Genomic DNA, 22,964 nt, shown 5'->3' on the forward strand with positions numbered 1-22,964 from the left:
GCTGTGTGGGGGCCGCGGGACGCGCCTCGACAGCGACGTGGAGAAACCGCTGTTTCGGGTCGGCGGCGTCCCGATGGTCGACCGAGTCCTCTCGGCACTCGGAGCGAGCGGCGTCGAGAACGTGTACGCCGTCACCTCACCCCACGCACCCGCGACGCGTGCCCACCTCGATGTCCCGTGCATCGAGACGCCGGGCGAGGGCTACGTCGCGGACCTCGACGCGGCGCTGGCAGACGACCGCATCTCGACGCCGGTACTGACCGTCGCCGCGGACCTCCCGTTGCTCGACGGCGAGATACTCGACCGCGTGCTGGCCGCCTACGGGGGCGGGTCGCTGTCCGTACTGGTTCCCGCAGAACGCAAGCGGGAACTGGGCGTCAGCGACGACACGACCTACGAACGAGACGGCCGCGAGGTGGCTCCGACCGGTGTCAACGTCGTCGGCGACGAGGGCGACGACGCGTGGGTGTCGACGGACGCCCGACTCGCGGTCAACGTCAACACGCTGTCAGACGCGCGGGTCGCCGCCCGGCATTGCTGACCCGCGAAACCTTTTCCGCCCCAGTGGTCGTTGACGGCGTATGGACCCGGACACCATCGAGCAGTTTCGCGCCGAGTGTGGGGCCGGAACGGACGCGTCCGTCGACGCGGACGGTCGCGTCCCCCACGGCAGCAGCGACGACCCGGAACTGCTCGACTTCAGCGCCAACACGAATCCACGGGTCCCCGACGGCGCGGCGCGGGTCTACAGCAGTAGCTTCGCCGCCGCGAAATCGTACCCCGCCGACGACTACGCCGGGTTTCGCGCGGCCGCCGCCGACTTCGTCGGCTGTGAGCCACTCGAAATCGTGCCGACGGCCGGCGGTCTCGAAGCCATCCGCCTCGCCATCCAGACGACGGTGCGTGCGGGCGACGGCGTCCTCGTCCCGACGCCGAGTTTCGGTGAGTACGTCCGCGAGGTTCGGTTGCAGGGCGGGGACCCCACGCTCGTCGCCCACGACGAAATCCTCGATAGCGACCTGAGCGAGCACTCGCTGGCTATCGTCTGCAATCCCAACAACCCGACCGGCGAGTGTTACGACCCCGACGCGCTCCGGTCGTTCGCCGACCGGTGTTGGGCCGCCGGAACCACGCTCCTCGTCGACGAGGCCTTTCTCGGGTTCACGGACCAGCCCTCCATCGCGGGCCGCAACGGCGTCGTCGTCGCGCGCTCGCTGACGAAACTGTTCGGCCTGCCGGGCATCCGCACGGGCTACGCCGTCGCGTCCGAGCGAGCCTTGGAGCGCCTGACGACCGCCCGCCGCGCGTGGTCGATGAGCGGCCCCGCCGCGGCGCTGGGCGAGCACTGCTACGGACAGACCGAGTTCGTCGCGGAGACGCGCGGGCGGGTCGAGCGAGAGCGCTCGCGGATGCGCGCCCGTCTCGAAACGCGCTTCGACGTGTTTCCCTCTGACGCCCCGTTCCTCCTGTTCGAAGTGACCGACACGAGCGTCGACGACCTGCTCTCGACGGCGCGCAAGCACGGTATCGCGCTTCGCGACGCCCGCACGTTTCGGGGACTCGACAGCCACGTCCGCGTCGCCGTCCGCACCGCCGACCAGAACGACCGACTGTTGGAGGCGCTGGGTGTTTGAGACGACCCGACGGGCGGGTATCGTCCAGGCGCGTCGCGAGGGCGCGCGCTGGCTCTCCACGGCGTGGGACGGCGGCTACGTCGTCGCTGACGCCGTCTACAACGTCACCGTTCCGACGGGGTTCGAGCGAACCGACCTCGACGCCTACCGCGCGGAGCGACTCGACGCGGCGGGGTTTCCGGTCGGTCCGACCCTGTTGACCGGCCTCGACATGGCACACGCTCGCTGTGCCCACAGCGGGCCGGTGTCGGTGTTGGCGACGGCGGGCCTCTCGAATCCGGCGCGACTGCCGACCGGTGCGGTCGGAGAGGCGGCGGACCGGGACGCGCCGACGACCGCCGACTGGCGACCCGGAACGGTGAACCTCGTCGTCGGGGCCGACCGGGCGCTGGACGACGGGGCGCTCGCGACCCTGCTCGCGACGGCCGTCGAGGCGAAGGCGGCAACGCTCGCGGCCGCCGCCGACGTGCCCGGCACGACGTCCGACGCCGTCATCGTCGGGACGGCCCCGGACGCCGACCCTGCCGCGTTCGCCGGGAGCGCCACCGAGGTCGGGGCGGCGACGCGGGCCTGCGTCCGCGACGCCGTCCTCGCCAGCCTCGACTCGCGGTACGACGACGGGCCCCCCGACCCCGACGACGCGGAGTACGGCGTCGTCACCGACCGGCAAACGGATGTGCGCGTGCCCTGAAATCGTCGTATGGCCGACAACACCGCCGGTCCGACAGCGGAACCGATTACGCCGAGCGCCCCCGCGGAGTTCGGACTCACGCAGGTCTGGTGGGGCGACGGGAAGGGCAAGACGACGGCGTCGCTCGGCATGGCGACTCGCGCCGTCGGTCACGGCTACCGCGTCCATCTCCTCCAGTTCATGAAGGGCGGGACGGGGAGCGTAGAGGACGTGCGCGGCGAGTACAACGCCATCGCCGCCCTGCCCGGATTCTCTTACGAGAACGCGGGCCACTACGGCTGGCACGGGTTCATGGACGGCAGCGACGACGACGAGCACGCGGCCCGCGCGAAAGGGGCGTTGGAACGCGCCCGCGAGATTCTTGTCGCCAGCGGGGACGCGGACCTCTCCGCACCGCTCGACCCCGAGGGTCCGCCCGAGGCGGGCGTGAACATGCTCGTCTTGGACGAGATTCTGTACGCCGCCAACCGCGGACTGGTCGACCCCGAGGACGTCGTCTCGCTCGTCGAGTCGAAGCCAGACGACGTGGAACTCGTGCTCACCGGCGGCCACGAGCGACCCGACTACGTCTTCGAGTGCGCCGACCTCGTCAGCGAAGTCACGAAACACAAGCACCCGCTCGAATCGGGTCACCGCGCCCGGAAAGGCACGGAGTACTGACTCACTCCTCGGCGAGCAACGCGTCGAGAATCGCTTCGGCGGCCGCGACGTGGTCGTCGGCAACCTCGTCGCCAGTCTCCTCGACGTTGTCGAGTAAGTGCGGAATCTGCGCCACGCGTTCCCGTCTGACCGACGGGTCGAGGCCGTCGGTGAGGGCGTCCTTCGCGACTGCCTCCGCTTCGCCGAGCCACCTGCTCGCCGCCCGGTCGACCGGCCGTTCGCCCGTCGCGGCGAGGTGGTCGTACAGCGTCCCGAGTCGTTCGTGGTCCATGCGCGCGGCTACACGTGACCCGCTGAAAAAGCCGCCGACGAATCACTCATGGTCGTCGCGCTCCCACTCCCGGCAGATGGCGGACACCATCCTCGTCGCCGGAACCGCTTCACACGTGGGCAAAAGTACGGTCACGGCCGGTCTCTGCCGCGTGCTGGCCGATAGCGGTGTCTCGGTCGCGCCGTTCAAAGCCCAGAACATGAGCAACAACGCCCGCGCGACGCCGGGCGGCGAAATCGGCGTCTCGCAGTACGTCCAGGCCCGCGCCGCGCGGGTTCCGCCGACGACGGACCACAACCCCGTGCTGTTGAAACCGCGCGGCGAGGGCGAGTCGCAGTTGGTCGTCGACGGGACGGCCGTCGGTCACTTCGCCGCGGGCAACTACTTCGACACGCACTGGGAGAACGCGCGTGAGGCCGCCCGCGACGCCCACGAGCGACTGTCCGCGGCCCACGACGTCGTCGTCGCCGAGGGCGCGGGGTCGATAGCCGAAATCAACCTCCACCACCGGGACCTAGCCAACGTCGAGACGGCGCGGTTCGCGGACGCCGCTATCGTCCTCGTCGCGGACATCGAACGCGGGGGCGTGTTCGCCTCGCTGGTCGGGACGCTCGAACTCGTCCCCGAGGACATCCGCGAGCGAATCGTCGGCGCGGTCATCACGAAGTTCCGCGGCGACCGCTCCCTGCTGGCAGACGGCCTCGACGCGTTCGAGAATCGCACGGGCGTCCCGGTTCTGGGGGTGCTTCCCTACGACGACCCGGGCCTCCCGGAGGAGGACAGCGTTGCGCTCCCGCCGACCGGCAAACGAGCGGTCCACGGTGCGGACGACGGCGTCCCAGACGAGTCGAGCGTCACCGTCGCCGTCCCCCGACTCCCGCACATCTCGAACTTCACGGACTTGGAACCGCTGGCCAACGAACCCGGCGTCCGGGTCGCCTACGTTCCACTCGACGATTCGCTCGCCGACGCCGACGCGGTGGTGCTCCCGGGAACGAAGAACACCGTCGACGACTTACTGGCGCTTCGAGAGGCCGGATTCGACGCGGCCGTGGCGGATTTCGACGGCCCGGTCGTCGGCCTCTGTGGCGGCTATCAGATGCTCGGCGAGGAAATCACGAACGCGTCCTTCGAAGGAATCGGAGACAGGGACGACATCGAAGGATTCGGTCTCCTGCCGATTCGGACGACGTTTTCGGCCGAGAAGACCGTGATTCACGTCGAACGGGAATTGCGCGGCGTCGGCCCACTTGACGGGGCCGACGGGACCGTCGAGGGATACGAGATACACACGGGCGACTCCACACTGACCGGCGACGCCCGCCGCCCGTTCGAGGGCGACGGGGCGGCGACTGATTCGGTGTTCGGAACGTACCTCCACGACCTCTTCGAGAACCGTCTCGCGAGAAGTGCCTTCGTGAGAAATACGTTCGAGGCGACCGGGAAAGCGCCCAGCGCTCGTAATTCCGGAGACGGAGCCGACCCGTTCGACAGCGCGGCCGCCCTCGTCGCCGACTACGTCGACCCCGGACCGCTACCGGTCGAGTGGTAGTTTTTTCACGGATTATTTTCGCGAACTTTATGTGGGTTCGGGGGCCCATCGCCGCTAATGGTCGAAGTGTTCGCGGTGGCCAGCGGCAAGGGTGGGACCGGCAAGACCACGAGCACGGTCGCGCTGGGGATGGCGCTCGCCGACCAGTACGACGTGACCGTGGTCGACGCCGACACCGGAATGGCGAACCTGCTCTTTCACGCGGGCCTCTCTGACGTGGAAACGACGCTCCACGACGTGTTGGCCGAGGACGCCGCGGTCGGTGAGGCGGCATACGAGCGGTTCGGGATGACCGTCGTTCCCTGCGGGACGAGTCTCGACGGCTTCCGCGAGTCAGACCCGACGCGGCTACGCGAGGTGGTGGCGACGCTCGCCGCCGACACCGACGTACTCTTGCTCGACTCGCCGCCGGCGCTCGACAGTCGGGCGGCGGTTCTACCGGTCGTGATGGCCGACCGGACGGTCATCGTCCTCCAGCCGACGATTCCGGCCATCTCCGACGGCCTGAAAGTACAGGAGTACGCCACCTCGTACGGAACCGACGTTGCGGGCGTCTTGTTCAACAAGGTTCGGGACGACGAGCGTATCGACGACGTGGCCGCGAAGACCGACCGCTACTTCGAGGGGTCGACGCTGGCGACGGTGCCCGAGAGCGAACGGGCGCGGGAGGCGCGCCGTGCCGGGCGACCCTTGCTCGCCCACGCTCCGGACTGTGCGGCGGCCACTGCCTATCGGGCGGCCGCCGATTCGCTGTCGATTCGTCGCGGCGACTCCGAGGCCGTCGCCGACCGATTCCGCAGCGCCGTCATTCCGGACACGCCATGAGACTCCCCCGCGGAACCCTCCGGAAATCTCGCGTGGTAGCCGACCCCCGCGAGACGCTCGCGGACGTTCTCGACCGCGAACTGACGGGCTACGCGGTGTTCGAGTCACAGGAGACCGTGTTACTCGACGCCGAGGGCCGCGGCCTCGTCACGTTCGACGGGGGCGTTCCGGTGCTCGCGTACCACACCGGGAGCGACCGGGGCGGCCCGGCGGCCCTGGCCGACCTCGCGATTCCCGGCCCGTACCACGTCTCCGTGTTCGAACTCGACGCCGCGGCCCTCGCCGACGCCCACGAGGCCGACGAACTACGGGTCCCACCGGGGATGCCGGCGGAGCGCCTCGCGGGCGACCCGGCACTGGCAGACAGCACCCGACGAGCGGCCCCGGAGACACGGCGCGACGAGGCGGAGTCCGAGAACGCGGACACGCACAGCGCGGTCGAGGCGTTCCTCGCCGACGAAGAGAAGATAGCGGCAATTCGAGAACAAGCGCGCGCTGAGGCGGCCGAACGCGCCGATGAGTGGGGATTTTAGCTCGTCCGGACGGGAATCCACCACACCCGCGACCGGCCACCCACTTTCTTGCTCGTGATGTCCGTCTCGGATTCGAGGCTGTGGAGTTTGTTCAGCGCCGTCCGACGGGAACACCCGAGTCGGTCGGCCACTTCCGACGCGGTCAGGGGTTCGGCGTAGTCGTCCCGGTCTTTGAACACTTCGATGACATCTGATTCAGTGTACTGGACTTCACGTCCGGGCGGTGACATATACGTGAGATGGACGGCAGGGTACTTAATTGTCGCCCGGTGGCTGTCGCGTCGCGGGGCGTCGCCGCCACCGAAATGTGTCCCGGCCGCTGGGGGTGCCAATCGGCGCTCGTCGATTCCGAACTCGAATCACTGCGTCCGCGGTATCCGGGCGGGTGTTACAGGTGCTGTAACATCTAACGGAAGGTAAGTATAGGATACCCCCACTCCCACTGTCCGATGGGGAAAGCCCCACACCAGTACGCGTGAACTGGCCAGTGGCACGCGTACGACTCCGCTTCGGCCTTCCACTATCGCCGTCGGGGGCGCCTCCCTCCGACCGGCGTCTTTACACGAGTACAGATTCGTCAGGAGTACAGATTCTGCAGTGGTTGGGCTCGCTGCCGTCGTCGCTCGAAGGCGTCCATCGCCCACTCGACGACGGCGTCACCGCGAGTCTCCAAGATGGCTCGCATGTTGTTCCGCTCGTCGTATCCGGCCACGCAGCACCGCTCGCCGTCCACGATGAAGCCAAACGAGAGTCGCTCGTCGTGGACGTACATCGTTATCTCCTCGTGTTCCAGTCCGTGGGTCAGGTCGCCCATGAACGACTCTTCGGACTGTTCGAGGACTCGCTCGTCGATGACGAACTCGATGCTTATCCCCGACTGCAGTAACTCCGCGCCCACTTCGTTGAACGGCTTGGCGACGATGGGCGACACCGCGTAGATGTCGTTCTCGACGTTCCGGAACCACTCGGTGAACCGGTCGAGCGCGGCGAGTGGATTCCCGTCAGAACTGACGGTAATGTCTGCGTTTTCCAGCGCACTCGCTGGCAACTCGTCGGCGACGGACCCGAGACACGTCGCTATCGGTCCGAACGTCTGTGCTCGCTCGACGCCGGCGACGAACGACCGGTAGCGGTGGTACACGTCCCGACCGGTCACGGTCAGTCGGTAGTCGCCGTCGTGTTTCACGACCCACTCTCGCTCTCTGAAGCCCGCGAGGATGCGCTGAATCGTCGTTCTGGTCGCATCGACCTGCTCGCACAGTTCGCAGGGACGTGCCGGGGTGTCTGCCAGCGTCGACAACACGCTGAATCGTTGCGGGGAACCCGTGAGGAACTGGACATCCCCGAATGCGTCCTCGTCTGGATGCATCGCTCTTGAATACCAATTGTCTGCCACCATTGTTAGTGAATCGGTCTGAGCGACGGAATCGCCCCCCGAGGCCAACTGGGTACTGTCCCGGACGATTCGCGCTGACCGGTCGGAAATCACGGTAGGGCGCGGCCTCGATTGGTATCACATCTATAACTAAAATAGTTAGAAGCTAGCAATGAATTTATGGCAAACGAACGCCATTTCCAGGGGCGAATCGGCCGAACGTACGACGAATCGGAACCGTGGTGGCCCGAGCAAACTCGGGCCCCCGAGGACGCGCCGAACGTCCTGATGGTCGTCTTAGACGACGTCGGATTCGGGCAACTGGGTTGTTACGGCGGCCTCGTCGACACGCCGAACATCGACCGACTCGCCGACAACGGCCTCCAGTACAACAACTTCCACACGACGGCGCTGTGCTCGCCAACTCGGTCCTGTCTCATGACCGGTCGGAACCATCACTCGAACGCGATGGCCGGTATCTCCGAGGTATCGACGGGATTCCCCGGCTACAACGGCCACATCCCACACGAGAACGGGTTCGTTTCGGAGACGCTCGTCGAGGAGGGTTACAGTACGCACGCCCTCGGGAAGTGGCACCTCACGCCAGCGGAGTCCGGCAGTGCCGCGGGGCCGTACGACCAGTGGCCGCTCGGTCGTGGCTTCGAACGATTCTACGGCTTCCTCGGCGGTGATACGGACCAGTACACACCGAATCTCGTCTACGACAACCACCAGGTCGACCCCCCGTCGACACCCGACGAGGGATATCACCTGACCGAGGACATCGCCGACCGTGCCATCGAGTTTATCGGCGACGCGAAACAGGTCGACCCGGACAAACCGTTCTTCACGTACTTCTGTCCCGGCGCGTGTCACGCGCCGCATCAAGTGCCACGGGAGTGGGCTGATAAGTACGAAGGCGAGTTCGACATGGGTTGGGACGAAGCCCGCGAGCGGATACTCGAACGCCAGATAGAGATGGGCGTCGTCCCCGAAGGCACCGACCTGTCGCCGCACAACCCCGATGTCGACGAATGGGACTCGCTCTCGGACGACGAACAGCGACTCTACGCCCGCATGATGGAGGTGTTCGCCGGGTTCTTAGAACACACCGACGCACAAATCGGCCGGGTCCTCGACTACCTCGAGGAACTCGGCGAACTCGACGACACGCTCGTCGTGCTCGTCTCGGACAACGGAGCGAGCCCCGAGGGCGGCCCGACGGGTTCCGTCGACGAGAACCGATTCTTCAACAACGTCCCGGAATCGCTCGAAGACAACCTCGAAGCGATGGACGAACTGGGTGGCCCGAAGTACTTCAACCACTACCCGTGGGGGTGGACGTGGGCCGGGAACACGCCCTTCCAGCGCTGGAAGCGAGAGACGCACCGCGGCGGCGCGTCCGACCCGATGGTGGTCTCGTGGCCGAACGGTATCGAGGCGAGCGGCGAGATTCGCGACCAGTTCGTCCACGCCATCGACGTGATGCCGACCATTCTGGAAGCTATCGGCATCGAACCACCGGACGAAATCAAGGGCGTCTCCCAGTCGCCCATCGAGGGGACGAGCTTCGCGTTCACGTTCGACGAACCGGACGCTCCCGAGCGACACACGACCCAGTACTTCGAGATGTTCGCCTACCGCGCCATCTACCACGACGGCTGGCGCGCGGTCCACCCGTGGCCGCTCGGCGACCCCATCACCGCTGAGGACCTCTCTGCGACCAGTTTAGCGGAATCCGGCTGGGAGCTGTACAACCTCGACGAGGACTTCTCGGAGGCCCACGACGTGGCGTCCGAACATCCGGAGAAAGTGCTGGAACTCGTCCAACTCTGGTGGACCGAAGCCGGGAAGCACGACGTCCTGCCGCTCGACGGCCGCGGCGTCGAGCGCTTCGCCGAAGCGCGACCCGAACCCGGGAAGCCTCGCGACCAGTACGTCTACTACCCGGGTGGACAGTACGTGCCCGAGAACGCGGCCGTCAAGGTGCTCAACCGGAACCACAGTCTCACCGCGGACCTGCAGATTCCGGACGACGGCGCCGAAGGCGTCCTTCTCGCTCACGGCTCTCGGTCTGGCGGGTATTCCCTGTACGTCGACGACGATAGGCTCTGTTACGTCCACAATTACGTCGGCGTCGAAGAGTACGAAGTCGTCGCCGACGAACCGCTCCCTGCTGGCGAGATACAGGTCCGGATGGAGTTCGAGACGACCGGTCAGGCGAACCCCGGAGAGGGTGAAGGTGCCCCGGGACTAGTGCGACTCTACTACGGCGACGAACAGGTCGGCGAGGGCGAGATACCGGTGACGATTCCGATTACGACCGGGCTTACCGCCGGGTTGAGTTGTGGTCGTGACGCTCTCAACGCCGTCACCGACCAGTACCGCGACCGAATGCCGTTCGCGTTCACCGGTGACATCGCTCGCGTGACCGTCGACGTCAGCGGCGAACCGTTCGTCCACGCGGACAAAGAGATGGATCGCATCATGGCGCGGGAATAATCCCCGCCCGCGATTCACACGCGCCGCAGCGTTCGACGGCTCCTTTTCTGTCAGATGCCGGGCGCGTCCGTGCGGTTGGCGACCAGGAGTTCGACGAGCGTTTTCGCCAATCCGAGGACCACGGGACCGATGAAGAGGCCGAGAAAGCCAAACAGAACGACGCCGCCGAAGATACCGATGACAATGAGGGCGGGATTGAGCTGTGCCCCGCGCTGCATCGCGAGGGGTCTGATGAAGTTGTCCGACCCGCTCACGATGACGGCCCCGTATATCGCCAGTCCCGCGGCGGCGACGACGTCCCCGACGGCGGCGAGATAGACGACGGCGGGAATCCAGATTATCGACGCACCGATGAGGGGGAGCATCGAGAGGCCGAACGTCACCACGCCCCAGAAGACGAGGTTGTCGAAACCGAGGACGAGAAACCCGAGTACGGTAAGTAACGCTTGCACGCCAGCAACGATGACGTTACCGACGACGGCCGCCCACAGGAGGTGGTCGGTACGGTCGACCAGTTCGTCCGTCGTCGCCTCGTCGAACGGAATCGCCGCACGGACCCACTCGACGAAGTCGTCCCCGTCTCGCAAGAGGTAGTAGAAGGTAAAGAGGAACACCACCACCCCGACGAGAAACGCCGTGACACCGCCGATGAGGCGGACGACTCGTCCGAGGAGACCACCGATGGCGGTTCTGAAGGCGTCTCCCACCGAAGCGAGCAACGTCGAGAGGTCCCCGCTCGTTCCGAACCACCGGATGACGACGGCGAGCACGTCCGCGAAGTTCGGAAGTTCGACACCCTGTGCGACTGCGACCGCCTGTTCGACTGCGACAGCGAGCAGGAGGGCGAGCGGCGCGAGAACGACGACGATAGTCCCGAGAGTCGTGACGAGCGCGCCCCCAGTATCGCCAAGTCGACGGGATAGCCGAGAGTTCACCGGTGCGACGAGATAGGCGAGTAGGCCGCCCAGCACGATGGCTTGGAAGAACTGCATCGCGAGCAGGACCGATAGCACACCGACCAGGAGGAGAAAGACCGTGAGAAACGTATTCGATGTCGCGCTGTCGGTCATAGGGGGCTGATAGCTCTGAGTTCCGCGGCTGAGCGGCATTGTTATCCTGTGGCATATGGCGGCTGCGACGAACGGGCGAGCAGTGCGTCGACGACGGGACGAACCGTGGGGAAATCGCCGAAATCTATCGCCGTTCAAGGATGTGCCTGTCAGACAGTAATGTCGGCACAGGATTCGAAACGCCCTCAATAACGAAGCTCCTGTCCGGAAAATCACAACTATCGCTCGAACGGATTCCACCGCCCCTTGGGGCGTCCACTGCCGACGAGCGCTCGCGGGAAGGAGTACGATGTCCCCATACCGACACCACGGCCACATCGCTTGCATGGAACGCGAAACCGAACGCCCGACCGTGGGGCGAGCAGTATGAGTCCGCTCCGCCGTCGACAGGGCCGCCAAAGCCGGCGACGCCGAGGCGCGGCCGACCGCACGACCCCGACTCGATACCGGATGCGCGAGAAACTGCTCACGTTCGGGAACGACTTCCTCATCGAGACAGACGGAGGTACGCCGGCGTTCAAAGTCGACGGAAAGGCCCTCAGAGTCCGCGACACGATTCAGTTCCGGGACCAGCAGGGACGGCCACTCTACCGGGTCACGGAGCGTCTCCTTCGACTCAAGGAGACGATGGTCATCGAGCGGGACGGTCGCAAGATAGCGAGCATCCAGAAGGCCCTCGTGACGCCGCTCAGAGACCGGTTCACCGTTCGGGTCGAGGGAGGGTCGCCGTTGCACGTTCAGGGGAACATCTTCGAGCACGAATACACCATCACGCGCGACGGCGCGCGCGTGGCGACCGTCTCGAAGCGGTGGTTCCGCGTCCGCGACACGTACGGCGTCGAGGTGATGCCGGGCGAAGACGACGCGTTCGTCCTCGCCGTCACTGCGGCCGTCGATTCGATTAGTAGCCGAGGCTAGCCCGACGGACACCCCGGGGGCACGAACTCACCGAGATGACTACGATACCGTCACTGCCACCACCGTCGCCGACACCCACGCCCCGCTCCGGTCAGCGAGCGCATCGCTGCTACGCCAGTGGCCGTGCCGAGGTGTGGCGATGGCGGTGATTCTCGAAGCACTCGCGCGGCTGTCGGTCCTCGTCTTCGTCGTCTCGAGCATGCTCGCGATGGGACTGAGCCTGACCGCCGGGCAGATACTCCGTCCGCTTCGGGACCGCCGCCGGGTCGCGACGACGCTGCTGGCGAACTTCGTTCTCGTACCGCTGCTGGGGTATGCAATCTTGGCACTCGTTCCGCTCTCGGAGGCCCAGTCGGTTGGCGTGCTCTTGCTGGCGACTGCGGCCGGTGCCCCGTTTCTCCCCAAACTCGTCGAGGCGGCGAAGGGGGATCTCGCCTTCAGCGTCGGCCTGATGGTCCTGCTGATGGTGGTGACCGTCGCATACGTCCCGATAGTGCTGCCGGTGCTGTTACCGGGCGTGCAGGTCAACCCCCTCGATATCGCGAGTTCGCTGGTCGTCCTGATGCTCGCTCCGCTCGCCGTCGGTCTGCTCGTGAAAGACCGGTACGCGGACACTGCCGACGCGGTCCAACCCGTGGTCAGCCAGACGTCGAGTACGGCGCTTGTCTTCCTCGTCGTGCTCATGCTGGTGTTGAACTTCCAGACGGTTCTGAGTGTGATCGGCACCGGCGTCCTCATCGCGTTGCTATTGTTCATCGCTGGCTCGTTCGCAATCGGCTGGGGGCTGGGTGGGTCGGCGGTCGACGACCGGTCGGTCACCGGTCTCGGGACCGCACAGCGAAACGTCTCGGCCGCGCTGATTGTTGGCGCGCAGAACTTCACCGACCCGAACGTCCTCGTCGTCCTCGTCATCGGCGCGATGTTGATGCTGGTCGTCCTGTTGCCACTGGGAGGAGAGTTGGGCAGACGCACCGCCTCGGCCGCGGGAGAGTCCACGAGCGAGGGCATGACGACAGACGACTGACCGACACGATTCACAGATGACCCGACCAGACACAGATTCCGAGACGCGAGACGCACCGGACGACGACATGGCGCGGATTCCGGGCGGAACGTTCACCATGGGGGCAACGGAGTTCTACCCGGAGGAGGCCCCCACTCGGGAGGTCGAAGTCGATGGGTTCTGGATGGACACCACTCCCGTGACGAACGCCGCGTTCGCCGCCTTCGTCGACGAGACGGGCTATACGACGCTCGCCGAGCGCGAACCCGACCCCGAGGATTACCCCGGCGCGGACCCCGACGACCTCGTCCCGGGGTCGGCGGTTTTCACGCCGCCCGACGGCCCCGTCGACCTCCGGGACCCGAGCGGGTGGTGGGAGTACGTTCCCGGCGCTGACTGGCGGCACCCGTTCGGCCCCGACAGCGCCGTCGACGACCGGATGGACCACCCGGTCGTCCACGTCGCCTACGAGGACGCGGCGGCGTACGCCGAGTGGGCCGGGAAGCGACTCCCGACCGAAGCCCAGTGGGAGCGCGCCGCTCGCGGCGGTCTCGACGGCACGCGGTTCGTCTGGGGCGACGAACACGTCCCGGACGGGAAACTGCTGGCGAACACCTGGCAAGGACAGTTCCCGTACGAGAACACGATGCTCGACGGGTACGAGCGGACCTCTCCGGTGGGTGCCTTCCCTGCCAACGAGTTCGGCCTGTACGACATGGCCGGCAACGTCTGGGACTGGACCCGCGACTGGTTCAGCGCGGACCCGACGGCCGGCACCGGGGAGTCGCCCTCGTGTTGTACGCCGACGAACCCGCGCGGCGTCTCGAAGGAAGCGAGCGTCGACCAGCGCGACCCCGCCGGCGTGCCGCGGAAAGTCCTGAAGGGCGGGTCGCACCTCTGCGCGCCGAACTACTGCTTCCGATACCGGCCAGCGGCGCGCTACCCCGAACCGGTCGATACCTCGACGAGCCACGTGGGCTTCCGGTGTATCGTCCCGGACGAACGCTGAGGTGAGGACAGCCGATGACTCCCTTCGAGGCGAGGTAGCGAGACGGAATCAGACGAGGGTATGAACGAGATATGCACGCGACGTGGCTTCTCCAAGTCGAATCCGAGGGGTTCCCAGTCGCGGCTGGCCTGTTCGCAGTCGCGCTCGCGTTCGTCCACCTGTTCAGCGGTCAGTGGCCGGTCGCCACGCCGGTCCATCGGCGGCGGTGGCTGTCGGCCGCTGGCGGGGCGTCGGTCGCCTACGTGTTCGTCCTCCTCCTCCCGGAGGTGAGCGAAGCCGCGCTGGTGACTGGCGAGCGCGTCCGGCGGGAACTGCTCGCTGAACAAGTCGTCTATCTGCTCGCGCTCGGGGGGTTCGTCGCGTTCTACGCCGTCGAGACGGTCGTCGTCCAGCGTCGCGGGGAATCTGCCGAGGATACCCCCACGGTCTTCTGGTTGCACGTCGGCGTGTTCGCCGTTTATAGTGCGGTCATCGGCTATCTGCTCTTTCACCAGGAGGTCGCCGGTCTCTGGAACGTACTGCTGTACGCCGTCGCGATGGCACTTCACTTCGAAGTCACGGACTACGGCCTTCGCCGCCACCACGGGGACGAGTTCGACCGGGTCGGCCGGTGGGTCCTCGCGGGGGGAACCCTCCTCGGTGGTGTCGCTGGGGCACTCACAGAGACTGTCGGGCCGTGGCTAGCGATGCTCTTCGGATTTCTCGCTGGCGCAATCGTGTTCAACGTCATCAAAGAGGAACTTCCGGCGGTCGAAGAGAGCCGCTTCCTCGCTTTTCTCGCCGGGGCATCCGTCTATACCATCGTGGCGCTGTTCGCCTGACTGCCCGGAATCTATGGAATGGTCACTGGCTCAGGACTCACCATCGGTAGAAACAGACCCCTGCAAAACGCCTGTACAGGCACCGCAATCACTCCACTCCCGCGTCGGCCGTCGGGTTCCCCGTCGTACCTCCGCGGAACCGAAGACGGTCACCAACTCGACCCGGAACCCCGCTTTGTCCCGCTGTCTCCGGGCCGGTCACGCGTCAGCCAGCGTTACACTTGCCCAGGCTGGGCCGGTTCCTCCTCGCTCGGCACCGTCATCGGCTGTCTCCGCCCGTGGAGCGCCAACCCGACGCCGGTCACGATGAGGTTGACGCCGAAGAGGACGCCGACGGCCCACACCGAGGAGACGGGGAACCCGGTCCACAGGAGGGTCGCGAGCAGTAGCGCAACGCCGCCGCTGAGAGCGAGCCACAGTCGTCCATCCGTCCCGCCCATGACGGCCCAGAAGAGTTGGGTCACCCCGCTGACGACGAAGAAGGTGATGACCAACAGCGTCAGTGTCGCCAGTCCGAACACCGGGTTCGTCAACACCGAAATGCCAGCGAACGCGTAGACGAGGCCCAGCACCACCTGCCACACCCGCCGCCAGAAACTCCCCGCCGAGAACGCGCTCGCCACGTGGAGCAGTGCGCCGACGACCAGGAGTACACCCAGCGTTAGCGTCAGCGCGACCCCCGTCAGGAACGGGGTAAACAGCGCGATGACCCCGAGGCCAGCGAGGAGAATCCCACCGAGGACGGTCCCTCGGGTCATCTGTTCCGATACGTCTGTTGCCATGGATTCTGTAGCCATTTGAATCACTACTAAGGAACGCTCTTGTCAACGAAAAGGATAGTTCTATCTTTGCGCGGATTATCGTCCCATCCGCGTATCAGACTCTCTCAGTTGCTGCTTCGATGCTCTCCGGGGTCGAATGCCTTCGAATCTGACGGTCGCCGACGGTCGTACCGAATTCGACCCCTGGCATCTGGTCACCGCTCGACCGGTCGCAGGACAGCCGTCACCGTCGTTTCGCCCCGTTCGGTGGTCGTCGTCACGTCGACGGCGACGCCGAGGACGTGCGTCCTGCCGAGTCGCTCCTGGACGACGACGCCGCGGTCGGCGGCGCAGTCGCCGAACTGGCGGTCCGGGCCACTCGGGCAGTTCGCGTCTCGGAATCGTCGGGCCGCACTCTCGTTGTACCGTATCGCCGTCACGGTTCCGTGGTCCAGACGCGCCGTTCGGAGATGCTCAATTCGGGGCCGCAATTCGCCGCGGATGGCGGTGACTGCCGCGCCTCGGTCCGCCCACGCGTACCGTCCCGGGATACCGGTGCTGGCGGGCACGACGGCGCGGTCGAGCGCGCCGACGGTGGCCGCCGTCGGGTCGCCGTAGTCCGCGGTGGCGGTAACGTCGTCGTGATACCCGAGTTGTAGGTAGGCGATGACGACGGGGGCGAGGGCGACGGCGACCAGCGCAGCGGCGACGAGGACGAGTTGACCGCGCCGCCTCACGCGTACCACACCTCGACAGTGACGGGTCCGGCACCCGTCGGAATCGTCGCCGTGCCCCTCGGGACGCGGCGCGGGACCGGCGTCCCGACGGCCCCGTGCGGCGTCGTCACCCGAAAGAGGACGTTCGCCGGAAGGAGGCGGTCGACTCGTCGGTCTAGACTCGCCCGTTCGCGGTCGAACGTGCGCTCGCTTTCCAGTAGCTCACGGAGTCGCGTCGCGTTTCCGTGACGAGGCGGTTCCGCCGCCAGTAGCGTCGCCGTGTCCTCTGCGTAGGCCGCTAACTGTGGGCCGTCCGTCTCGGGCGCTGGCGTCCCGAGCGCGAATCCGAGAGTCACACCGAGAATCAACACCGCGCCGAGCGCGAGTTCCAGCAGCGAGAGCGGGAGTTGCGCCCTACGCATCCACCGTCACCGCCAGCGTCGCCTTTCGCGTCCGCGGCGCGTCGTACGTCACCGTCACGCTCCCATCGGGGAGTTCGCCCGCGGTCTGAAACTGCAATCGCGTCGTCCGATACGGCGAGAGGGCGAGCGTGAAGGTTCCGCGAAGGCCGCTCTCGTTGTGCAGGCGGACCGAGTCGCGGTCTCTGACGGTCCAGATGGCTGTGTCCGCTGGCGGCGTAATCGCGACCCTCGCGTTACCGACGCGACGTGGTAGCGTGACGGTCGTTCCGTCCGCCTCCAGTCGCTCCCGGACCGGCCGCTCGACGAGCACGAGGCGTCGGATAGTCGTCCCGCCGGTCGGGTCGCCACTGTTCGCCAGCGCCGTTCCGTCGAGAGAGACGCGGACCGCGTGTTCGTCGGCCGGTGGCACCGTCCGTCGTAGCATCCCGGCGTCGAAGTCGTCGACGCGAGACCCGTTCAGCACGTTCCGACGGTCGGCCAGCGGCCCGTCCGGTGCGACGAGATGGTCCGCGGCCGCCGCCGCGATGCGGCGTTCGTCGGGCGTCCTGTCCGCCTCGGCGATGGCCGAGTCAGCCACCCCGACTGCCAACGCGGTAACCACGGTCAGCAACACGAGGGCGACGGCGACGGCCGGGAGCGTCGTCTGCCCCCTAGCCGACGGTGTTTTCGCACTCGCCCGTGATGGCTCTCTCGTGCGCGGTATCGACCCGAGCGATACGCTGTTCGTCGGCGCGTTCGTCGCGGTGCTGTGTCTCGGCATCGCCGGACTCGTGGCAGTCGTCGGCCCGACCGGACTCCCCGGATTCTCGCAGGCGCTGGTCGCCGTGTTCTCCTTGCTCGCGCTCGTCTTTCTCGCACTCGGGGTTCTCGGAGCCGTCCTCGTGGCCGTCTTCGGCGAGTGAGTCACGGGCGCTCCTCCAATCGAACGCGCAGGCCGTCGGCTCCCTCCGTGACGACGACAACGGTCTCCGCCCCGCTATCCCACGACCCGGAGAGGCGGTCGACACGGCCCGAGAGAATCGGACGAGCGCGGCCGCCAATCTCCTCGTCGGGATGGTCGAGCACCAACGCGCTCCCGGCGACGCGTACCTCGTAGCCGGACCCAGCGATGGTCGCGGGCAGGTCCACACGGACGCTCGCGGTGACCGACTCGCCGACCGGCGGGACCGCCTGTTCGACGCGCGCCGTCGCCTCCGCGAGCGTTCGCTCGCCGAGTTCGGCGCCGACCGCACCCCGGAACGCCGGGACAGCGCCGCCGTACAGCGTCGTCGTCAACAGCGTGATGTACAGCAGGACGACCCCCAGCGCCAGCGTCTTCTCGATGACGGTGCTCAGTCCGCGGTTATCCACTGCCGACCTCCGTGTGCATCTCGTGGACCACGAGTTCGATTGTCTGCTGTCCCGTCGTCGTGACGACGACGCTCGGGACGCCGTCGCCGTCGATGTCGCGAACGCGCGTTCGCGCGCCGACTCGCTCGAAGTGGCGCGAGAGGGGCACGGGCGTCGCCGTCTCGACGGCGATGGCGTAGTCGTCGCTCGCCAGTTGTCGGTGGTCGTGAGTGACGTTGGTTCGAATAGTGGCGCTGACGCCGCCCCTGCCGCCGACTGAGACGCCGCTTTCGTTCAACGTCGCCACGCCGAGGACCACGGTGCTGTCGTCGCGCGTCACGGTTATCGGCGGCCCGCGGACGAGTGCCGCGCTTCCCGGCGGTCCGCTGACGACGCTTCCACCTACGAAGGACGCACGGCTCTCGCCGGAGGTGTAGACGAGGCCATCGATTTCGGCGTGGTACACGAGCGGTGCGCCCGACCAGATTCGGAGGTCCCGGTCGACGGTCGTGAGTCGCCCCTCGGTGAACTGGACGCGGACTCGGTTCGGCCCGGTCTGTTCGGACGGGCGAAGGCCGTCATCGAACGCACTGGCGACGCGCGCCTCGTCGGCGGCCGCCGTCTGTCCGTCGACGACGGTTCCCACGACAGCAGTGAGGCCGCCTAGCGAGACGGCGGTGATGCCGAGTAACAGCACGACTCCCACGACGTGTGACTGGCCGCGAGTCCCGGGTTCTCGGGGACGGACGCTCACAGTAGTCCCACCCCCGCGTAGACGACGTAGGCGGCGACGACGAGTCCGCCCGAGTGCAACATCGCCTCGTAGGCGCCGCGACTGGCCGTCCCGGCGAACCATCCACAGGCGAGCATCGTCGCCTGCGTGACGACGTAGAAGCGGTATCGCTCGCGCGCTGGGTCGATGACCGACGGGTCGAAGGCGACGGTCTGACTGCTGGCGACCGTCGACAACTGCGCGAACTCCGCGAGCACGTAGATATTGACGGCAACGGTGATACCGACGACGAGCAACGCCGTGGTCCATCCGACCGCGACGTAGACCATCAGTGCCGAACGAAGCGATTTCCGTTCGTGGTAGAGCCGACCAACTTCTGTCTGGAGTGTCTCGAAAACGTCTTCTGCGTCACTTCCGGCATCGAGCGCACCGACGACGAGACCGATGGTCTGCTGGGCCATCGGCGTCCCGACGCGGTCGACGAACTGGTCGAGCGCCGCGGCGCGTCGGTCGTCGGCCGCCGCGGTCGGACTGTCGCCCAGCGAGAGCGTGAACGCCAGCGACTCGACGTCCTCGGCCAACGCCCCCAACTGCACGTCCTCGGCGACGCGGCGGACCGCCGTCGGGAACGGTCGACCGAGTGCGACGTGCCCGGCGACGGCGTGCACGAAGTCCTGTATCTCGCGGTCTTTGGCGTCGTCACGGCGCGCCCGACGGACCGCGACGGCCCCGACGGGCAGACAGACCGCGACGTACGACAGCAAGAGGACGTTCACGGGCCGATATCCGAGTACCCAGAAACCGACCGCGAGCACCACTCCGGCGGGGAGACAGACGACCAGCGCACTCGCGGGATTCGACGCGGTCGTTCGCAGGGTCGCCAGTACTCCTTCTGGTCGCCGGTAACTCGGTGCGGCGGTGTCCCGGGGTCGGAGCGTCGCGACGACGAAGGCGGCGAGGAGACCGGTCGCGAGGACGAACGCCGCGCTCCCGTAGACGATACCGGCCCGTACCGACACCGGGCCGAGCGGTGTCAGGACTGGACGCGAGAGTTCGGGCGCGAGGACGCCCATGACGGTCACGATGAGGACCATGAGGGCGGGAATCACGAGCAGGACGACGAACAGTTCTGCGAGGAGTTCGAGATAACCGGTCGCCCGTTCGTGCCGACGGCTCTGCTCGTGCGAGAGCAGCCGCCCCTCCATCTCCAGATAGCCCTCCAGTGCGTCCGGACTCTGGTTCGCGTGTTCGCGAAACTTCAGGAGGAACGGCGCGAGGAGGTCCCGAGAGGGAGTCTCGCTCGCGACACGTTCGAGGCCCGCGTCGATACTGCCGGTCAGCGTCCCGCTGTTGAGCGCCCGGCGGAAGGCGACGGCCGTCTCACCGTAGGCCTCTTGTTGGGCGACCGCGCGTAACATTGCGCGGCGGTCGTGGGTTCCCGACGCGAGTACGCGGAGGTATCGCACCGCACCGGGGAGCGTCGCGGCGATGTCCGCTTCGCGGGCCGAGGCCATCCACGACAGGTATCGTTTCCCGACGGCGAGGACGGTCCAGCGAAGGCTCAGACCCGCGACCAGCGCGAGCAATAGCGCCACTACGACCCGAGGAACGTCCGGGAGTGACAGTCGGTTGAGGACCGGAAGGCTCTGTCCGACCACGCTTAGGACGCTGTCGAACGTCCCGGTCGGTAAGGCCAGCGAGACCACCGCCGTGAGCGTCGCACCGGCGATGAGTGCGACCCACGCGAGTCCGTACACGCGAGCGATGTAGACGCCGAACCCCGCTGCTGGGTGGGCCGCGCGGTAGCGCTCGCGGGTCGTCGCGTGCCTACCGTCGTCGGCGTGGTGGGCGAACAGCGCGTACAACCCGCGGTCGAGCAACCCCAAGGTCCGGCCCTCAGTCGGCACCGTCGCCGACCTCCAGTTGGAGCGGCCCGGTTTCCCCCGCGTCTCGGCGGAGGCGTTCGACCGTCGCCGCCTCGTTCGTCGTCAGGTCGGCGAGGACGCCGAACAGTTCCTCGAAGTCGTCGATGCCCTCGCGGACGAGGTACTGGACGTAGCGGTGACGCCGGTGGAACGTCGCTTCGACGGCGTCGAGCGGTTCGTCCCGGAGCGTCGACAGTCGGTCGAACACTGCCGTCTCGACTCGTCGAGCGTCGTCGCCGAGTTGCGGATGGTCGTAAGCCAACTCGAAGGTCCCGTCGGGTCGGCGTCGGCAGAACGTGGCGTAATGAATCGTCTGCCCGTTCTTCTCGATGCGGTCCGAACGGCCGTCGTCGAGGGGTTCGTCCAGAAACTCGACGACTTCGCCGACGTATCGCTCCCCGTCGACGTGACGCGGGAAGACGACCACGTCGATTTCTTCGAGGAGATAGGTCGGGACGCCCTTCTCGACGATGCGGTTGACGAGGGCTTCCACGTCTGCCGCGTGGGTCGTCCCGAGGACGCCGTGGCCCGTGTTGAGCGTCTCGGCGAACGTCTCGAAGGAGGCGGGCGAGTTGATTTCGGCGATGACCTCCACGTCGGGATTCAGGTAGTTGCACTGGGTCATGAGGTCGGCCATCGTCACGCGTCGGTGGTCCCGCTCGTGTTCGCGCGTAGTGAGCGAGACGCCGGTTTCGTGGGGAATCCGGACCTCGCGGGACCCCTCGTCGATGCTGATGGGTCGGTCCCGATAGGGGATGAACGGCATGTGGGCGTTCATGAGCGTCGTCTTTCCCGCGCCCGTCGGTCCGGAGAAGAGGACCACGCCGTGCGATTCGTACAGCAACCAGAGGAGCGCTACCAGTTCGGTCGGGAGCGACCCGCCCTCCACGAGGTCGACCGGCGTCATCGCGTCGGCGGACTGCTTTCGGATGGAGATGTGCGGGCCGTCCTCACTGATGGTCGGCAGGGCCACCGCACACCGAATTGTCTCCGCTGCTTCGAAGACGCCATCGCCAGCGGGGTCGATGTTGACTTTCGCGCTCGGGTTCGAAGCGTTCAGTTCTGTCCCGTCGTCGGCCGCCAGTTGAGTGACGACGTTGACGAACGCGCTCTCGGAGTCGAACGAGAGGTTCGTCGGGACCCGGCCGCCGTGGCCGAGGTCGGCCCGTGGGAGGACCTTCACTCGCTCGCCGATGCGGTTGGCCTCGATGTCCTCTAGCGTGTGGTCCCGAATCGGGACGGTCAGTTTCCCGTAGCCGACGAGGTCACGGAGGACGAAGTACAGCAGGTCGTCGAGTCGGTCGTCGGCGAAGCGGTGGTCGACCGGCGGGACGGCGAGGTCGAGTTCTGCGAGTGCGGCCCGGAGACGATAGCGGACGGCGTCCAGCCACTCGGTCGTGTTCCGGACCGTCAACTGGCGGGCGAGCAGCGACCGTGCGCGCTCACGGACGAACGTCACGCGGTCTTCGACGAGGCCGTCGACGCTCGTCTCCCAGAGGCGTTCCTTACAGGCCTCGATGAGTTCCTCGTCGCCGGGCAGGAGGTCCGGTTCGCGGACGGCGTACTTCGTGGTGAAGGGGTCGTTCCCCAGCAGGTGTTCCCGGTAGACGACCACCGGGACCTCGAACTCGTGGAACCGGACGGCGTGACGCTCGACGCGTTCGCTGGCGAACCGCTCGATATACTCGGGATCCGGGGGCAGGTCGGTCGCGACGGGCGCGTACGACTCCGTGTGGACGACGACGCCGTCTTCGGTGGCGTCGGCCACGTCGATGCGGTCGTCTAGGGCGTACGGCGTCAACTCGTCCAGACACGCGAGCGAGCAGAGCGCGTGGTAATCGAGGCGGCGGCGACTCGCCGCCGAACAGTCGACCAGTCGGTCGATGACGCGGCGGTGTTTCGGGTCGAACCCGTCGTCCATTCGCTCGATGGCCCCCTCGCGCGTGCGGGGACGGTCTATGTTCGCGCCGTCGAAGTACGACTCGACAGCGGCGAGCGTCTCCGTTTCGGCCGCGTCGAGAACCGGCGTCCGGACCCCGTAGTGAAACCCTTCGTCGCGTCGAATCGTGACGACGACACCGGGGTAGATTTCGTCCTGTTCGCGTACGTCCGGCGCGTACCACGCGTCGGCGTCGTCCGGAGGCACTGGTGCCGGAACAGTCGCCCGCCGTACGGTTCGCTCGGTCATTGGGGTCATATACCCGAAGCATGCGA

Annotated in this window: 25 protein-coding genes; 13 read left to right on the forward strand and 12 right to left on the reverse strand. The window is 66.9% G+C overall.

The window, feature by feature from the left end:
• The first annotated feature begins 1 nt into the window (after window position 1).
• The 4 genes from NJQ44_RS04570 to NJQ44_RS04585 are packed head-to-tail and all read left to right on the forward strand — an operon-like array spanning window position 2 to window position 2,985.
• Window positions 2–541 carry an NTP transferase domain-containing protein gene (locus NJQ44_RS04570; protein WP_254274310.1) on the forward strand — a complete coding sequence of 180 codons (540 nt, stop codon included), beginning with the start codon at window positions 2–4 and terminating at the stop codon, window positions 539–541.
• Between the two features lie 40 nt (window positions 542–581).
• Window positions 582–1,634, forward strand: coding sequence for a threonine-phosphate decarboxylase CobD (gene cobD, locus NJQ44_RS04575; protein ID WP_254273500.1), 1,053 nt, complete (start codon window positions 582–584; stop codon window positions 1,632–1,634).
• Complete coding sequence (locus NJQ44_RS04580; protein WP_254273501.1) at window positions 1,627–2,325, forward strand: adenosylcobinamide amidohydrolase; 699 nt, start codon at window positions 1,627–1,629, stop codon at window positions 2,323–2,325. Before cobD ends, NJQ44_RS04580 begins: the two co-directional genes overlap by 8 nt.
• A 9-nt stretch (window positions 2,326–2,334) precedes the next feature.
• On the forward strand, window positions 2,335–2,985 hold the full coding sequence (locus NJQ44_RS04585) for a cob(I)yrinic acid a,c-diamide adenosyltransferase (RefSeq protein ID WP_254273502.1): 651 nt from the start codon (window positions 2,335–2,337) through the stop codon (window positions 2,983–2,985).
• 1 nt (window position 2,986) lies between these two features.
• On the opposite strand, the gene NJQ44_RS04590 is transcribed toward NJQ44_RS04585, so the two are convergent.
• A complete protein-coding gene (locus NJQ44_RS04590) occupies window positions 2,987–3,256 on the reverse strand; it encodes a DUF8152 family protein (RefSeq protein ID WP_254273503.1) in 270 nt (89 codons plus the stop codon).
• A 76-nt stretch (window positions 3,257–3,332) separates the two neighbouring features.
• Here NJQ44_RS04590 and NJQ44_RS04595 point away from each other — a divergent pair, with 76 nt between their 5' ends.
• From NJQ44_RS04595 to NJQ44_RS04605, 3 genes are read left to right on the forward strand one after another with little or no spacing between them, the layout of a single operon-like run.
• The gene (locus NJQ44_RS04595) at window positions 3,333–4,808 is read left to right on the forward strand and encodes a cobyric acid synthase (protein WP_254273504.1); all 1,476 of its coding nucleotides are present in this window, start codon (window positions 3,333–3,335) and stop codon (window positions 4,806–4,808) included.
• A gap of 57 nt (window positions 4,809–4,865) precedes the next feature.
• Window positions 4,866–5,633: a nucleotide-binding protein gene (locus NJQ44_RS04600; RefSeq protein ID WP_254273505.1), complete on the forward strand. Its 768-nt coding sequence runs from the start codon at window positions 4,866–4,868 to the stop codon at window positions 5,631–5,633.
• Complete coding sequence (locus NJQ44_RS04605) at window positions 5,630–6,166, forward strand: DUF8054 family protein (RefSeq protein ID WP_254273506.1); 537 nt, start codon at window positions 5,630–5,632, stop codon at window positions 6,164–6,166. Before NJQ44_RS04600 ends, NJQ44_RS04605 begins: the two co-directional genes overlap by 4 nt.
• Here the strand turns inward: NJQ44_RS04605 and NJQ44_RS04610 are convergent.
• Window positions 6,163–6,396, reverse strand: coding sequence for an HTH domain-containing protein (locus NJQ44_RS04610; RefSeq protein ID WP_254273507.1), 234 nt, complete (start codon window positions 6,394–6,396; stop codon window positions 6,163–6,165). The two genes, NJQ44_RS04605 and NJQ44_RS04610, sit on opposite strands and share 4 nt — an antisense overlap.
• 347 nt (window positions 6,397–6,743) lie before the next feature.
• Complete coding sequence (locus NJQ44_RS04615; RefSeq protein ID WP_254273508.1) at window positions 6,744–7,535, reverse strand: helix-turn-helix transcriptional regulator; 792 nt, start codon at window positions 7,533–7,535, stop codon at window positions 6,744–6,746.
• A gap of 186 nt (window positions 7,536–7,721) precedes the next feature.
• Here NJQ44_RS04615 and NJQ44_RS04620 point away from each other — a divergent pair, with 186 nt between their 5' ends.
• Window positions 7,722–10,043 carry an arylsulfatase gene (locus NJQ44_RS04620; protein ID WP_254273509.1) on the forward strand — a complete coding sequence of 774 codons (2,322 nt, stop codon included), beginning with the start codon at window positions 7,722–7,724 and terminating at the stop codon, window positions 10,041–10,043.
• A 50-nt stretch (window positions 10,044–10,093) separates the two neighbouring features.
• Here NJQ44_RS04620 and NJQ44_RS04625 read toward each other — a convergent pair whose 3' ends face one another.
• Window positions 10,094–11,440, reverse strand: a complete 1,347-nt coding sequence (locus tag NJQ44_RS04625) for an AI-2E family transporter (protein WP_348533074.1) — start codon at window positions 11,438–11,440, stop codon at window positions 10,094–10,096.
• A 123-nt stretch (window positions 11,441–11,563) separates the two neighbouring features.
• On the opposite strand from NJQ44_RS04625, the gene NJQ44_RS04630 reads away from it, so the two are divergent.
• The 4 genes from NJQ44_RS04630 to NJQ44_RS04645 all read left to right on the forward strand — a co-directional run bounded on the left by NJQ44_RS04630 (window position 11,564) and on the right by NJQ44_RS04645 (window position 14,864).
• Window positions 11,564–12,031: an LURP-one-related/scramblase family protein gene (locus NJQ44_RS04630; RefSeq protein ID WP_254273511.1), complete on the forward strand. Its 468-nt coding sequence runs from the start codon at window positions 11,564–11,566 to the stop codon at window positions 12,029–12,031.
• 106 nt (window positions 12,032–12,137) lie between these two features.
• The gene (locus NJQ44_RS04635) at window positions 12,138–13,055 is read left to right on the forward strand and encodes a bile acid:sodium symporter family protein (protein WP_431357789.1); all 918 of its coding nucleotides are present in this window, start codon (window positions 12,138–12,140) and stop codon (window positions 13,053–13,055) included.
• A 16-nt stretch (window positions 13,056–13,071) separates the two neighbouring features.
• A complete protein-coding gene (locus NJQ44_RS04640; RefSeq protein ID WP_254273513.1) occupies window positions 13,072–14,043 on the forward strand; it encodes a formylglycine-generating enzyme family protein in 972 nt (323 codons plus the stop codon).
• Between the two features lie 71 nt (window positions 14,044–14,114).
• Window positions 14,115–14,864 (forward strand): hypothetical protein, encoded by a 750-nt coding sequence (locus tag NJQ44_RS04645; RefSeq protein ID WP_254273514.1) that lies wholly within the window; start codon window positions 14,115–14,117, stop codon window positions 14,862–14,864.
• A 215-nt stretch (window positions 14,865–15,079) separates the two neighbouring features.
• Here NJQ44_RS04645 and NJQ44_RS04650 read toward each other — a convergent pair whose 3' ends face one another.
• The 4 genes from NJQ44_RS04650 to NJQ44_RS04665 form a co-directional block, all read right to left on the reverse strand.
• Window positions 15,080–15,646 (reverse strand): HdeD family acid-resistance protein, encoded by a 567-nt coding sequence (locus NJQ44_RS04650; RefSeq protein WP_254273515.1) that lies wholly within the window; start codon window positions 15,644–15,646, stop codon window positions 15,080–15,082.
• 194 nt (window positions 15,647–15,840) lie between these two features.
• Window positions 15,841–16,362, reverse strand: coding sequence for a DUF7261 family protein (locus tag NJQ44_RS04655; protein WP_254273516.1), 522 nt, complete (start codon window positions 16,360–16,362; stop codon window positions 15,841–15,843).
• The gene (locus NJQ44_RS04660; protein WP_254273517.1) at window positions 16,359–16,763 is read right to left on the reverse strand and encodes a DUF7262 family protein; all 405 of its coding nucleotides are present in this window, start codon (window positions 16,761–16,763) and stop codon (window positions 16,359–16,361) included. Before NJQ44_RS04660 ends, NJQ44_RS04655 begins: the two co-directional genes overlap by 4 nt.
• Window positions 16,756–17,466, reverse strand: a complete 711-nt coding sequence (locus NJQ44_RS04665; protein ID WP_431357790.1) for a DUF7263 family protein — start codon at window positions 17,464–17,466, stop codon at window positions 16,756–16,758. The genes NJQ44_RS04660 and NJQ44_RS04665 overlap by 8 nt, the downstream gene beginning before the upstream one ends.
• Window positions 17,467–17,506: 40 nt before the next feature.
• Between NJQ44_RS04665 and NJQ44_RS19550 the strand changes: the two genes are divergently transcribed.
• Window positions 17,507–17,665: a hypothetical protein gene (locus NJQ44_RS19550; RefSeq protein ID WP_431357785.1), complete on the forward strand. Its 159-nt coding sequence runs from the start codon at window positions 17,507–17,509 to the stop codon at window positions 17,663–17,665.
• A gap of 1 nt (window position 17,666) precedes the next feature.
• Here NJQ44_RS19550 and NJQ44_RS04675 read toward each other — a convergent pair whose 3' ends face one another.
• The 4 genes from NJQ44_RS04675 to NJQ44_RS04690 are packed head-to-tail and all read right to left on the reverse strand — an operon-like array spanning window position 17,667 to window position 22,938.
• Window positions 17,667–18,113, reverse strand: coding sequence for a DUF7266 family protein (locus NJQ44_RS04675; RefSeq protein ID WP_254273519.1), 447 nt, complete (start codon window positions 18,111–18,113; stop codon window positions 17,667–17,669).
• Entirely contained in the window at window positions 18,106–18,846 is a 741-nt protein-coding gene (locus tag NJQ44_RS04680) for a DUF7289 family protein (RefSeq protein ID WP_254273520.1), read from the reverse strand. Before NJQ44_RS04680 ends, NJQ44_RS04675 begins: the two co-directional genes overlap by 8 nt.
• Window positions 18,843–20,732 (reverse strand): type II secretion system F family protein, encoded by a 1,890-nt coding sequence (locus NJQ44_RS04685; protein WP_254273521.1) that lies wholly within the window; start codon window positions 20,730–20,732, stop codon window positions 18,843–18,845. Before NJQ44_RS04685 ends, NJQ44_RS04680 begins: the two co-directional genes overlap by 4 nt.
• A complete protein-coding gene (locus NJQ44_RS04690) occupies window positions 20,722–22,938 on the reverse strand; it encodes a type II/IV secretion system ATPase subunit (protein ID WP_254273522.1) in 2,217 nt (738 codons plus the stop codon). Before NJQ44_RS04690 ends, NJQ44_RS04685 begins: the two co-directional genes overlap by 11 nt.
• Between the last annotated feature and the right edge of the window lie 26 nt (window positions 22,939–22,964).

The sequence above is a fragment of the Haloarcula marina genome (assembly GCF_024218775.1).
In the GTDB taxonomy this organism is placed as follows: Archaea; Halobacteriota; Halobacteria; order Halobacteriales; family Haloarculaceae; genus Haloarcula; species Haloarcula marina.

What these genes read in the sequence shown, in the direction of transcription:
- NJQ44_RS04615 (WP_254273508.1), bottom strand. Translation starts at nt 7,535, where the DNA reads ATGCATCCAGACGAGGACGCATTCGGGGATGTCCAGTTCCTCACGGGT.
- NJQ44_RS04660 (WP_254273517.1), bottom strand. Translation starts at nt 16,763, where the DNA reads ATGCGTAGGGCGCAACTCCCGCTCTCGCTGCTGGAACTCGCGCTCGGC.
- NJQ44_RS04625 (WP_348533074.1), bottom strand. Translation starts at nt 11,440, where the DNA reads ATGCAAGCGATGTGGCCGTGGTGTCGGTATGGGGACATCGTACTCCTT.
- NJQ44_RS04630 (WP_254273511.1), top strand. Translation starts at nt 11,564, where the DNA reads ATGCGCGAGAAACTGCTCACGTTCGGGAACGACTTCCTCATCGAGACA.
- NJQ44_RS04610 (WP_254273507.1), bottom strand. Translation starts at nt 6,396, where the DNA reads ATGTCACCGCCCGGACGTGAAGTCCAGTACACTGAATCAGATGTCATC.
- NJQ44_RS04645 (WP_254273514.1), top strand. Translation starts at nt 14,115, where the DNA reads ATGCACGCGACGTGGCTTCTCCAAGTCGAATCCGAGGGGTTCCCAGTC.
- NJQ44_RS04605 (WP_254273506.1), top strand. Translation starts at nt 5,630, where the DNA reads ATGAGACTCCCCCGCGGAACCCTCCGGAAATCTCGCGTGGTAGCCGAC.
- NJQ44_RS04620 (WP_254273509.1), top strand. Translation starts at nt 7,722, where the DNA reads ATGGCAAACGAACGCCATTTCCAGGGGCGAATCGGCCGAACGTACGAC.
- NJQ44_RS04590 (WP_254273503.1), bottom strand. Translation starts at nt 3,256, where the DNA reads ATGGACCACGAACGACTCGGGACGCTGTACGACCACCTCGCCGCGACG.
- NJQ44_RS04600 (WP_254273505.1), top strand. Translation starts at nt 4,866, where the DNA reads ATGGTCGAAGTGTTCGCGGTGGCCAGCGGCAAGGGTGGGACCGGCAAG.
- NJQ44_RS04595 (WP_254273504.1), top strand. Translation starts at nt 3,333, where the DNA reads ATGGCGGACACCATCCTCGTCGCCGGAACCGCTTCACACGTGGGCAAA.
- NJQ44_RS04585 (WP_254273502.1), top strand. Translation starts at nt 2,335, where the DNA reads ATGGCCGACAACACCGCCGGTCCGACAGCGGAACCGATTACGCCGAGC.
- NJQ44_RS04650 (WP_254273515.1), bottom strand. Translation starts at nt 15,646, where the DNA reads ATGGCAACAGACGTATCGGAACAGATGACCCGAGGGACCGTCCTCGGT.
- NJQ44_RS04640 (WP_254273513.1), top strand. Translation starts at nt 13,072, where the DNA reads ATGACCCGACCAGACACAGATTCCGAGACGCGAGACGCACCGGACGAC.
- cobD (WP_254273500.1), top strand. Translation starts at nt 582, where the DNA reads ATGGACCCGGACACCATCGAGCAGTTTCGCGCCGAGTGTGGGGCCGGA.
- NJQ44_RS04690 (WP_254273522.1), bottom strand. Translation starts at nt 22,938, where the DNA reads ATGACCGAGCGAACCGTACGGCGGGCGACTGTTCCGGCACCAGTGCCT.